At 65.7% G+C, this 12,465-nt stretch carries 10 protein-coding genes; 6 read left to right on the forward strand and 4 right to left on the reverse strand.

Features of this window, described 5'->3' with window-relative positions; genetic code table 11:
* Positions 1-28: 28 nt before the first annotated feature.
* The 3 genes from KO481_RS36380 to KO481_RS36390 form a co-directional block, all read right to left on the reverse strand.
* A complete protein-coding gene (locus KO481_RS36380) occupies positions 29-454 on the reverse strand; it encodes a hypothetical protein (RefSeq protein WP_215923079.1) in 426 nt (141 codons plus the stop codon).
* A 320-nt stretch (positions 455-774) separates the two neighbouring features.
* Positions 775-1,794, reverse strand: a complete 1,020-nt coding sequence (locus KO481_RS36385; RefSeq protein ID WP_215923080.1) for an alpha/beta hydrolase — start codon at positions 1,792-1,794, stop codon at positions 775-777.
* Positions 1,795-1,801: 7 nt separating this feature from the next.
* Positions 1,802-2,092: a hypothetical protein gene (locus tag KO481_RS36390; RefSeq protein ID WP_215923081.1), complete on the reverse strand. Its 291-nt coding sequence runs from the start codon at positions 2,090-2,092 to the stop codon at positions 1,802-1,804.
* Position 2,093: 1 nt separating this feature from the next.
* Between KO481_RS36390 and KO481_RS36395 the strand changes: the two genes are divergently transcribed.
* Entirely contained in the window at positions 2,094-2,267 is a 174-nt protein-coding gene (locus tag KO481_RS36395; RefSeq protein ID WP_215923082.1) for an IS3 family transposase, read from the forward strand.
* 135 nt (positions 2,268-2,402) lie between these two features.
* Here KO481_RS36395 and KO481_RS36400 read toward each other — a convergent pair whose 3' ends face one another.
* Positions 2,403-3,329, reverse strand: a complete 927-nt coding sequence (locus KO481_RS36400) for an NADP-dependent oxidoreductase (protein ID WP_215923083.1) — start codon at positions 3,327-3,329, stop codon at positions 2,403-2,405.
* A gap of 101 nt (positions 3,330-3,430) precedes the next feature.
* Between KO481_RS36400 and KO481_RS36405 the strand changes: the two genes are divergently transcribed.
* From KO481_RS36405 to KO481_RS36425, 5 genes are all read left to right on the forward strand, one after another.
* Positions 3,431-4,201, forward strand: coding sequence for an AraC family transcriptional regulator (locus KO481_RS36405; RefSeq protein ID WP_215923084.1), 771 nt, complete (start codon positions 3,431-3,433; stop codon positions 4,199-4,201).
* A gap of 83 nt (positions 4,202-4,284) precedes the next feature.
* Positions 4,285-5,880, forward strand: coding sequence for an AMP-binding protein (locus KO481_RS36410; protein ID WP_215923085.1), 1,596 nt, complete (start codon positions 4,285-4,287; stop codon positions 5,878-5,880).
* Positions 5,881-5,912: 32 nt separating this feature from the next.
* Positions 5,913-6,797 (forward strand): amidohydrolase family protein, encoded by an 885-nt coding sequence (locus KO481_RS36415; RefSeq protein ID WP_215923086.1) that lies wholly within the window; start codon positions 5,913-5,915, stop codon positions 6,795-6,797.
* Positions 6,797-7,600, forward strand: coding sequence for an SDR family NAD(P)-dependent oxidoreductase (locus KO481_RS36420; protein ID WP_215923087.1), 804 nt, complete (start codon positions 6,797-6,799; stop codon positions 7,598-7,600). The genes KO481_RS36415 and KO481_RS36420 overlap by 1 nt, the downstream gene beginning before the upstream one ends.
* Before the next feature lie 1,062 nt (positions 7,601-8,662).
* Positions 8,663-12,463 carry a DUF6603 domain-containing protein gene (locus tag KO481_RS36425; RefSeq protein WP_215923088.1) on the forward strand — a complete coding sequence of 1,267 codons (3,801 nt, stop codon included), beginning with the start codon at positions 8,663-8,665 and terminating at the stop codon, positions 12,461-12,463.
* The last annotated feature ends 2 nt before the right edge of the window (positions 12,464-12,465 follow it).

A 12,465-nucleotide genomic window follows, 5' to 3' on the forward strand; every position in this document is an offset into this window, starting at 1 on the left:
CCGAATGTGTGGTTTTCGTCGAGGTCATCTAGTTTCGTCCGGCGGTGATGTAGTAGTACATCGGGTCGACTATGTCGAGAAGCTGTTCGATTTCGTTGTCGGTGAAGCGGTTTCGACGGCTGACCGTGATCAGCACGAGGTCGTTGATTGCTCGTGCGATGCTGTCGAATTCGCCGCTCGCAGGTGTGGTTGCGTTGTCTGCCAGCGGGTTCGATTGCTTCAGCTCGGCACCGGCGGTGGTTGCCAGCGATCGGAGGATCCCGGTGGAGCCACGGGGGCTTGCTGTGCTGGCGGCGTGCTCGTAGAACTGGATGGCGCCCTGGATCAGCGCGGCTGGGTGTGGGTGAACGAGGGAGTCCTGTGGTCGATCTGCCGCGATGACTGCTCCGGGATCGTGTGGTGTGCCGGCGAGGTGGGTGAGGGCGTGGGCTTTGGCGGTGAGATAGCGCGCCATCAGAACGTCACGGATGGTGCCGTACTCGGCGGTGCGGAGCAGATCGCTGGACGCTTGACCGTAATCCTGGATAGCTGACGCAACGTGGTCGGTACTGGCGACCGTGTCGGGGTGATCGAGGCGGCGGGTCAGATCGGCCAGGCGAACGGGAGGCACGGTTCTCTGCCCGGCATTTCGACATCACGGGCTTGGAAGGCCAATTCGAGGCCGCAGCGGCGCGCGGCAACCACTCCGACATGTTGTTCTGGTCGGCCGAGCTGGCCGAACGTCACCTGCAGCACCACCGCCGCGGGGACCAGCAGCCGGTCATCACTGCCCGATCAGTTCGTCAGTGCCATCCCTCGCGCCAGCATCGGCCAGGAATCGTGCAGCGCCTGCTCCCAGTACGGCCAGTAGTGCGTCCCTACCGGGTCGAAGCGGAAGGTCGCCGGAATACTCAACGAGTCGAGACGGGTCTGCAGGTTGTGCGTGCAACCGTTGACCGCCGCTTCGATAATCATTCCGAGAGCAAGGTTCGCCACGCCGATCGGTCCATGCGCGAGGGCCACATAGTTCTCGGCATCCTGCATCACTGGGATGCCACTCCCGCTGGACACATAGAGCAGCGTGCCGCGCAGCTTATCCGCATGGATGACCGGATCGTTCTGCGCCCACAGCGGGCTGTTGTCGGGACCGTACATATTCGCGGTGTTGCCACCAGCCCATGCCCCTGTTGCGAGTTTGACGAATTGTTGCCCCAGAGGATCGGCGATCTGCGCGCAACCGCTGTACGCGGCGACGGACTTCCATAGCCCCGGTTTGGCCTCGGCAAGCTGCAGCACCGAAGTGCCCGAGGTCGACAGCCCGGTCAGCGCGTTGACACCCGTCGAGCCCAGGGCCTTGTCCAGCAGTGGAGGCAACTCCTCGGTGAAGAAGGTCTTCCACTCGTTGACCCCGAGGACAGGGTCGGGCCGCAGCCAGTCGGTGTAGTAACTCCCACGACCGCCGATCGGCTGAATGACATTGACCGGCTTATCGGCGAGCCATTCCAACGCGTTGGTCTGGTCCTTCCAATTCGCGGTTCCCTCACCAGCGTCCAGGCCATTGAGCATGTAGAGGTTGGGAGCGGGCTTGGACTCGTCGGCCGGACGCTGCACATTAACCGCGATGTCCTTGTCCATCGCCGACGAGTACACCTCCAGATGCCAAGTGCGCCCTTCCTTTACGATGGAGGTGATAGCCGACGGTCTCGGTGGCGCCGCCGAGGCAGCACCGTCGAACAACGTCGCAGACATCATGACGGTGAACGCGATGGCAATGGTCCGCAGGGCGGCCAAGCCGTGTTGCGCAGAGAGCTTCATCAAGTAGTCAGTCCAGTTCCGGGCCGGTGTCGGCCAAGTCGTCGAAATAGTTCCATGTCGCAGCCTCATCTTGTACACCTATGTCTTCCGGCGAGACAAAACCGTTACGCGACTGCGTCTCTCGCCGGATTTCGCCGTGCTGCGAAGCGAAGTTGTGCATAACTGGCAGATCCACCCAGTGATAGATCCCGGCACCGACCGCCAACACCAAGATCAACGCGGCGAAACCCTTCCAGCCCCAGAATCCGAACGCATGCCCGCCGATCAGGAACCGGGTGACACCCGCCATCTTCGGCACAATGCAATTAGAGCCGATCGGCACCAAGACGTGGGCCACTCGTCAGGACCTGACCAACGCCATCTTCGAATACATCGAGGCCTACTACAACCCCGTGAGACGGCGTTCGAGGATTGCGATGCTCAGGCCGGTCGAGTACGAACGTACCCACGCCACCGCTCACGCGGCAGCGTGAGAACGCCGGCCATTCCGGCCACTCAGTTCAGCAGTCGGTCCAACGAAGCCTGCTTCAGCGAACCCTCGAGGTCACCTCGCCGAGTCCAGCACCGCCCCAGCCATATCCCCGTTCGCGTGAGGTCCCATGAGGGGATCAGACGGTGAGGACGACCTTGCCCTGGAGATGACCGCTCTCGATCAGCCGGTGTGCGTCGGCGATCTGCTCGAACGGGAAGGTCGCCTGCACGTGGACCCGGAGCTTGCCCTGTTCGACGAGGTCGACGAGTCCTCGCAGGGCGACCGGATCGGGGTCGACCGCGATGCCGCTGAAATGCTTGCCGGCCGCCTCGAACTTCGCGATGAGCTCCGTATCCTCGTCGGCGACCGCGGTCACGAGGTGGCCCCCGGGGCGGAGCACTTCGAGCGAGCGCGCGGCGGTATCGCCGCCGAGCGTGTCGAGCACCACCTCGATGTCGCTGACGACTTCGGTGAAGTCGACCGCGGTGTAATCGATGACCTCGTCGGCGCCGAGTTCCTCGACGAACTCCCGTTTGCTCTCGCTTGCGGTTGTGATCACGTGCGCGCCAAGTGATTTCGCGATCTGGATCGCTACGTGACCGACCCCGCCACCACCGGCGTGGATGAGGACGCGGGTGCCTTCGCGCACGCCGCCGAGGTCGACCAGGCCCTGCCACGCGGTCAGCCCGACGATCGGCAACGCCGCCGCCTCGACGTGCGAGAGCGATGCCGGTTTGCGCACCAGGTGCAGGGCCGGCGCTGCCACGAATTCGGCGTACGCGTTGGCGGCCCGCGGGAACAGCGGCATCCCGAACACCTCGTCGCCGGGCCGCAAGCGCCACGTCTGCGCCGTCTCGACCACACCGCTGATATCCCAGCCGAGGATGAACGGCGGCCGGCCGAGCAGCGGGAATTCACCGGCCCGGAGGCGCGGTTCGAGTGGGTTCAGCCCGATGGCCTCGACCCGGACGAGGACTTCGGTCGGCAGGGGGCGGGGCGCGGGCGCTTCCGCGAGGGTGAGGACCTCCGGGCCCCCGAGCGTGTGTTGGGTGATTGCTCGCATAATTCAACGATGAACGCCGGAAGACAGGCGTACCACCGGTGTCACGCCAGGAAATCCTGATAACCCGCCAGCATTCCGGCCGCCGCCTAGAGTGGGTGCCGATGACCGAACTTGTCCCCGAACCGGTGTTCTGGACCGACGATTCGCCAGCCTGCGAGCCGCTGGCCCACGGCGAAGAGGTCGCCGCACACTTCCATGATTTCGGGCAGCTCAGGTATGCCGCTTCTGGAGCGCTGGTCACTGCGACCGAGGTCGGCACCTGGGTGGCGCCGGCGAACCGCATGACCTGGGTGCCGCCCTTCTCTGTACACAGCAGTCGCTCGCACGGCCAGACCGATATCCGAGTGCTCGGGGTCCCGGCGGCACTGGCCGAGCAGCTGCCGATGGAACCGTCGGTGTTCGTGGCCAGCGCACTCATACGCGAGGCGTACCTGGCCATGACCGGCGACCCCGAACCCGCCGACAGCCCCCGCGCCCGGCTGCTGCTCGAGGTCGTCGTCACGGAACTCGCTCGCGCCCCGAAGGAACCACTGCGCCTTCCGGAGCCGAGCGACCCTCGCCTCAAGGCCGTGACCGATCTGCTGCACGCCGACCCGGCCGGCCCGGCGACGCTGGCGGAGCTGGGGCACAGAACCGGTTCGAGCGAACGCACCCTCAGCCGGCTGTTCGGCAGCGAGCTGTCGATGAGCTTCCATCAGTGGCGCACGCTGCTGCGCATCCAGCGGGCACTGATCGAACTCTCCGAAGGCACCTCGGTCACCGATACCGCGATACGACTGGGCTGGGCGAACCCGAGCAGCTTCATCGATGCCTTCACCAACCTCGTCGGCCAGACACCCGGTCACTACCGCGCTACGGCGCGAAACTCATGACCAGCGTCAACGTGGCGGGTTATCCGTAATTCCAGGCGGAACATCGGTGGTACGCCCGTGCGGTAGGCGCCCATCGTTGGGGTATGTCTCATCTCGTCGACGTGCCGAGCCCTTCCGCCTCGGCAACTGCCACCGCGGCCTCCTCCGGGGTGACGCTGAGCGATCTGATCGTGCAGGCCCTCACTCGGCACAGCTCGTCCGAGGCCTTCGTCGCCGGTGACCGGCGACTGACCTACGCGCAAGTCGGAGATCTCGTCTCGCAGTACATGGCCGCGCTGGCCCGCCGGGGGGTGGGGCTCGGAGTGGGTGTCACGATGCTCGGTCCGAATACGCCCGAGTCATGGATTATCCAGGCTGCGACGTACCTGATGGGCGGGCGTTTCACAGGCCTGCAGGCCCTGGCCTCGGTCGAGGACCACATCGTCGTCTGCGAGGATGCGCAGGCCACGGTGTTGGTCGTTACCGCTGCTCTCGAGGAGCACGGGCGCCAAGTCCTCGCGGAGGCGGGCTCGCTGAAACACCTGCTGGTCGTCCCGGCCGCAGGTGGCCTGCCCGAGGGCGAGTCGCACGCGGCTCGACCACTCGACCCCGGCCCGGCCACCGAGACGGACGTCGCATGGCTGCAATACACCGGGGGGACGACCGGCAGACCCAAGGGCGTGATGCAGCCGCACCGGTCGATGGTGCAGATGGTGTACGCGCACATGGCCGACTTCGAACAGCCGCACCTGCCGCGATATCTGGCCTCGGCCCCGCTCACCCATGCCGCGGGGCTCGGCGTCATCCCGACGCTACTTCGCGGCGGCACCGTCGTGATCGAGCAGGGCTTCGAACCCGGCCGATTCCTCGACATCATCGAAACCGAGCGCATCAACTGTCTCAGCGGCCTGCCGACGATGATCTACACGCTGCTGGACCACGAGCGTCCGGAGACCAGGGACCTGTCCAGCCTCGAGGTGATCTGGTATGCCACCGGGCCGATGTCGCCGGTGCGCCTGGCAGAGGCCCGGGAGCGGATCGGCCCGGTCTTCGCCCAGATATACGGGCAGACGGAGTCGACCGGCATCGGGACGGTCCTGCCCAAGGCCGCGCACGAGAACACGAGCCTGGAGCGGCTCGCCTCCTGTGGCCGTCCCGTGGTCGGGAACCGCATCCGGCTGATCGACGACGACGGTCACGATGTTCCCCCGGGCGAGGTGGGCGAGATCGTCATGCGCAACCGCGGAGTCATGCTGGGCTACCGCAACCTTCCCGAGGAAACCGCGGCAGCACTCGCGGGCGGTTGGTTGCACACCGGGGACCTGGCCCGTCAGGACGACGAGGGCCTGCTGTACATCGTCGACCGCAAGAAGGACATGATCATCTCCGGGGGTTTCAACATCTACGCGAGCGAGGTCGAGGCCGCCCTGACCGGGCACCCTTCGGTCGGCTCGGCGGCGGTGATCGGTGTACCCGACGACAGGTGGGGCGAGATCGTCACCGCGTTCGTGGTTGCGCGCCCCGGGCAGCAGGTCGATGTCCGCGCGCTCCAGGGCTTCGTGAAGCAGGTCAAGGGCTCGATGTATGCGCCCAAGAAGGTCGTGGTCGTCGATGCACTGCCGCAGACGGCGGTCGGGAAGGTCGACAAGAAGGCGTTACGCGCGCCGTATTGGGGCGATTCGACCCGCAATGTCCACTGATCAACTCCCCACTGAGGAAAAGGTATTCAGCGTTGAACGCATCGCCACCCCGACTGATCGACTTCCACTCCCACTGGGGCACCGAACAGGGCTGGAAAGGAAGTCCGTACGAGAGCGCCGAGGATCGTGCGGCCCTGCAGGGCTATTTCAAGTGGGGCATGAATTTCGTCAGCGATGAAGAGCAGGCGGCCCAATTTCGCCGGGCCAACGCCACCGTGATGCTCGACTTCGCCTTCACCTACAAGATGGATGCCGGTGCATTACGTGACCAGCACGACTACGCGTTCGACTTCGCCCGCGCACATCCCGACGTCGTGCTCGGCAACTGGATCGGCATCGATCCCACGCGGCCGGATCATGTCAGGGAATTCGAGCGCTGCCTGAGCGAGGGGCCGGGACTGGTCGGGCTGACCGTTCATTCGTTCACCCCGGCCGGCACACCGGACCAGCCGGAGTGGGAGAAGTGCCTGAATTTATGCATCGAGGCCAACCGTCCGGTGCTGGTCCACGTCGGCATGTCGGCCACCGGCGCCGGAACCCGTGGCGGCATGGGCATCACGCTCGAGGGCTGCCACCCCCGCTACGTCGACCGCATCGCAGCCAGATATCCCGACCTGAACGTGATCGCGGCTCGGGTGGCGTGGCCCTGGCAATCGGAGATGATCGCGATCGCACTCCACAAGGCCAACGTCTGGATGGAGTTGCATGGTTGGTCTCCGCGCTACTTCTCCGACGAGCTGCGGCGCGAGATCGGCAAGCGCCTGCGTAAGCGGGTGTTCTTCGGAGCCGACTACCCGATGCTCAGCCACGAGCGACTGGTGCAGGAATGGCGTGAGCAGGGCTTCCCCCCGGACGTCCTGGACGACGTGTTCTCGGGCAATGCCGAATCATTTCTTACATCGATCGGAGTCGAGTGATGGACCTGGGACTGACCGGGAAGGTCGCCATCGTCGGCGGTGGCAGCGATGGTTTGGGTTTCGCGATCGCGGATCGCCTGTTGCAAGAAGGCGCCTTCGTCACGATCTTCGCGCGGCGCGCGGAGAAGGTCGCGGCCGCCGCAGCACAGCTTGCCGACAAGTACGGCCGAGAACAGATCCTCGGACTTGCCGCCGACTGCTCGGTCGCCGCAGACATCGAGCGCGTCACGGCCGAGACAATTCAACGGTTCGGTCCGGCCGTCCACGTCCTGGTCACCAACGACGGTGGACCGCCGATCCGCCGCATCGCCGAGCTCACCGACGACGTCTGGCTGACAGCCTTCGAACGCCACTTCTTCTACGTGGTCCGATCCGTACGAGCGACGTTGCCGCACATGACAACCGAAGGCGGCAGCGTCCTCAACGTGGTTTCCGGAGTCGCGCAACGCCCAGCCGTCGGGATGGCAGCCCCGGCGACCGTCTGGTCGGCCGTTATCGGCTACGCCCAAACCCTCGCCCTGGAGGCCGGGCCGCACAACATCAACGTCAATACCCTGCTGACCGGATACTTCGACACCCCCCTCATCGCCAAGACAATCGACAGACAACCGGAACTCTCCAAAACCCGTCTCGGAAACGGCCTGCCGATGGGCCGCATCGGGCAACCCCGCGAATTCGCCGACCTGGTCGGCGCGCTCGTATCGCCGAACCTGAGATTTGTGACGGGCGCGGTGATCCCGGTCGACGGCGGAGCGAGTATCGGAATGGGCGCAAGCTTTGCTTCGGCGGCCGCCTCGAAGTGAGGAGCCCGGTGCGCCGGTTGATCATCGAAACCATCGGCCGGCCCCACACGTAGGCGGGGCCGGGCGAGGGGTTCGACGCACGCGTGCGGCACACCATCAGCTGCTGCCCACCGTCGAGGCAAGAGCCCCGTCCTCCCAGCACTCCGTCATTGCTCTCGGCCAGCCAAGATGGCGGCATCACCTGCCTATAATCGGAATTCGGCTTCAATCACCAACTGCCCGGCAGCAAACCGCAGTTCAGACCTGTTCCCATGTTCACAGTGCCCCGCCGAGGGCACGGACCTGCGGCAACAACGCCCGGCCGTACGTCGATTCTGCTCGGTTCATAGGCGTGGTCGTCACGGGTACGAATGCCATGCTGACGGAGATTTGGGGCCGTGTCCCGAGACACGCACTCGGCTCGCGCAATTCACGTGTGAATAACGCGCGTCCACCAGATAGCTTCGAGTGTTGTACAGCTGAACCTATTGTCGCACAGTCCCTTACCTCTCGCTGCTGCTTGTGTGGACTCGGCGGCGAGTCTCTGCGAGTCCCACACTCCTGGTTTCATGACAGGATAACGGTCGTTCGGTTGCGTGAAGCCCCATTTTACGCAGCAGTGAACAGTATCGATGAGCCGACTTCGGGCGCATTCTGCAGATCGAGTCCCGTTTCAGTTGCCTACTACTCGGAATAGCTGTTATCGGCCGAGTCGGAACCCAAGAATGGAACCGAAGCCGATCGTGCGGCGGCCGATACGGCACAAAAATCAGGCGTCGAGTACTTTTCCGCGACTGATTCTCCTGGTTTCCGGACAATTTCACGTGGTGGCCGGTACTCTCATACAAAGTCCTTTGCTTGCTGCACCGGCAGCTCGAATTCACGGTGCAGTGCGACAATCGCTTTCAGGGTAGCGGGGAATTTCTGTGTCACAGGAATATGCCAACCCGTAGAAACAGTCACCTCTCGGCCCTAGTCTGTAACGGGGCCCCAGTCTGTAACAGCAAGCTAGGCTCCGATTTCAGCGCCGTCTATCGACCTTCCAATAGCTGTCCGATCCCGGACCGAGTCTGGAGGAAAGCTGTGTCTCTGACAGTTGATGAACTGCTCGACCGATTCCCATCCAGTCCTGGCGACGACTTCACCCTTACCATGGCCGATTGGGGCCTGACCGAGCTGTTCGCCCTGCTGGAGGCCGCCACCTCGATTTCCCTGCGCACTACCGCATTCGATCGCCAGGCTCTCACCATCGCGGGTCAGACGCTGGTCGCGGGCGGCACCGCTCAATTGGATCTGCGCTTCGTGGCCGACTCGGCCCGGCAGCAGGTCCAGACCCTGATCTGCGCCGTCCGGCTCCCCCTGTCCATTACCCGGGTGGTCGCCGCCTGGGGCGTCGATCTCGGCGATGCACCGGAGGCCTTCCTGGGCGACCTGCCCGACGTGACCGTCCGCTACGACTTCGACCCGGTCGCCACCACCGTCGCGGCCGAGACCGACGAGTTGCGAATCATCTGCGCCACAATCAATTCGGCCGTCACCGGTATGGTCGGCCTGCGCGGCGTGCGGGCGCTGCTGTCGGATGTGCCACCGCTGGCCGAACTCGTCCCGGAGGCCGATTCGATCGGCGTGCACGGCGTGGAGGTGATCGGGGTCGGCTCGGCGGGCCTGTCCGCAGAGCAGGCGGCGACGCTCAATCAGCGCATTCTGGAAGCGGTCGGCGCGGACACCGGCTGGTGGCCGGAACTGCCGGGCCGCCAAATGGATTCGGGTCTGTGGCTGGGCGCGGCCTGGCAGGCTCCCGGCGCGGACCGGGACGTGTGGGTTACTCAGCCCAGCTTCTCGGGCGGCGACGGCGGTGACCCCGGCAATCCGCCGTCCTGGTTGGACATCGGCGGCGTGTTCGGTCCTCTGCGGCTGCCCCGGATCGGCCTGTCTGCGTTCTTCGGGCGCGATGGGCAGGGCGACCGGGACAAACGACGGGTACGGCTGCAACTCGACGCCAGCATCGAAATCGGTAATGTTGCACTGGGACTTCCGGATTGGGCGTTCGAGCTGACGCTGCGCTCGATGAAATGGACCGCGCGGCTGCCCGCATTGTCGATCGAGCTGCCCCGCGAGCTGCCCGCCGTCAGCTTCGTCATTCCCCGGCCGCAGCTCCCCGGCATCCCCGACGACGAACTGCCACCGGGCAGCTGGCCGACACTGCTGGCCGGCGCCTGGAACGGCCTGTCCGGCATCTCGGCCCTGGACCTGGCCGCCGGGCTGGGTGTGAACCTCTCCGGATTCCCGGAATTCCTCCTCCCGAACCTGAGCGCGCTGGCCCTCGCGTACGACACCGTCACCGCGCAGCTGGTGGCCGCCGTGGTGACCGAGCGCACCGGCTGGCTGCTGGGCTCGGTGCGAATCAATGGCTCCCAGCGCATTACGACTGTGCTCGCGCGCGGCCTGCTCGACGCCCACTTCTCGGACCTGCCCTTCATCGGCGATGTGATCGTGCCCGAACGCGATGTCGCCTTGGCCGCAGTGGGATTTGCCGCCACCTCTGCACCCTGGACCGCCGATCAGACCAAGGCCGCCGATGTCGTGCTGGAGACGCTCGCCGAGGTGCTCGGCCCCCACCTGGAGAATCTGCCCCGCTTCGGCGAGGCCGGGCTGCCCACGGGTGTCGAAGCCTGGCTGGAATTCACCTATGGTGGCCAACCGCAACAGCCGCTGCGGCTTCCGATCACCGGGGACGGACGGTCGATCGCGCGCACCCAGGAGACAGACGGCTGGCGGCGCGAACTGAACCTGGTCTTCGGCCCGGTGCGGCTGCTGCGCGTGCTGCTGGGATACGTGAAGGGCGCGCTGTTCATCGGTGTGGAGGCCACTTTCGCGGCCGGGCCGGTGACGCTGTCACTGGTCGGCCTCGGTATCACAGTGAACTCCGGCTACGGCGTGCAGACGCGCCTGCAGGGTGCGGCCATTGCCATGGACCGGCCGCCGCTGAAGATCCGGGGCGCGATCGAACGGCGCACCGATCCGGACTTCACCGAACTCATGGTGGGTTTGGCGGCGGTGGAGACCGGGTTCTTCGCCATCGAGGCGGCGGGCGCGTACGCCCGCAGCGTGCAGGGCTGGACCTCGGTGTTCTTGTTCGGTGAGGCCGCGGCCACGAATGGTGTCGCACTGTTCGGCCCGCCCGCGTTCTCGGTGACGGGGCTGTCGGCGGGCTTCGGCGTCAACAGCAGTGTGCGGATTCCGGAATTGGCCGAGCTTCCGCAGTTTCCGCTCATGGGCCGGTTGAGTTCGGCGGATCCGGCGCCCGACCCGGAGAAACTGCTGGCCTCGCTCATGGGTCCGGGTGGCTGGGTGACCGCACGCTCCGGGCAGTACTGGGGTGCGGTCGGCGTGCGGTTCACCTCGTTCAAATTCATCGAGGCGCAGGCGCTCGCGCTGGTGGAGTTCGGCAACGACGTCACCGTCATGCTGCTGGGTCGCACGAGTATTACGCTGCCGCGCAACAAGTCCGGCGGGAAGGTGCACGCGCGACTGGATGTGGATCTGCGGCTGGGTTACCGGAGCTCGCAGGGTCTGCTGTCCCTCGACGCGGCGGTCGCGCCCACCTCGTTCCTGTTCGATCCGTCGGCCAAGCTCACCGGCGGCCTCGCCATTTACGTGTGGACCGGCGGCGGGCACGGCGGCGACTTCGTGTACTCCGTCGGCGGATATCACCCGGCATACACTGTGCCGCAACACTATCCGAGGCCGGCGCGGCTCGGTTTCGAGTGGACCCCGGACAGCAAGATCACCGTGCTGGCCCAGGGCTACACCGCGCTGACCCCGAACGCCCTGATGGCGGGTGGGCGGCTGGCGGCCAGTTACCAGTCGGGCATTGTCTCGGCCTGGTTCACCGCCTATGTGGACGCGCTCATTCAGTGGAAGCCGTTCTATCTCGATCTGCGCATGGGCATCCGGATCGGTGTGGCCGCGACCGTGAAGGTGCTGTTCGTCAGGATCCGGGTATCGGTGGAGGTCGGCATCGACCTGCACCTGTGGACGCCGCCGTTGGGCGGGCGGGTGCAGGTCAAGCTGTGGTTCATCAGCCTAGGCTTCGGTTTCGGGTCCGGCCAGCAGTCGATTCCGGGCATTCCGTGGACCGAATTCCGGGCCCAGCTCCCCGAACCTCTCGCGATCACGCCGATCTCCGGGCTCATGGTGGACGTGGATCCGCAGGAGCTGGCCATGCGCACGGCCGCCGACGCGCCGACGCTGGTCTCCGCCGACGGCTTCGAATTCCACACGGAGGCAGCGCTTCCCGCCACGCAGGTGTACCTCAATGACAAGCTCCTCGGCTCGGCCGGCGATGTCTCCATCCGGCCGATGAAGAAGCGCAACGTGACCTGCGAGCACTGGGTGACGATCCGCCGCAACAACTCCTCGGAGTACTACGACGTCGACCGCAATGGCTGGACCGTGCGCACACTCGAGCGCGATATGGCCAGTGCCCTGTGGGGTGACCCCATCAACAAACCGGGTGACGCACTCGACGACGGCATGATCGACGGTCTGCTGGCCGGGCTCGAATTCATTGTCGAGGGTCCGGTTCTCGGTCCGGGCACCGGCACGATCACCTCGGCCGCGCTGGGCGTGGAGTCACTCGACGACGGTGTCATGCCCCAGCGGCTGGGCAGTGTCGAGGGACCGGTGCCGGCACCGTCCAGCGGCAGCATCGACCTCATCGCCGCCACCATCGACGCACCGACCACTGTTGCGCGCCGCGACGCGGTGTACGCCTCGCTCGATGCCCTGGGAATCGCGCCGGGAGCCAACGGTTCTCGCACCCGCTACGCCGGGCGCGCGCGCGACCTGCTCGTCTCCGCGCCACTGACCACCGCGGTCTAGAC

The sequence above is a fragment of the Nocardia albiluteola genome, assembly GCF_018860155.1.
Lineage (GTDB): Bacteria > Actinomycetota > Actinomycetes > Mycobacteriales > Mycobacteriaceae > Nocardia > Nocardia albiluteola.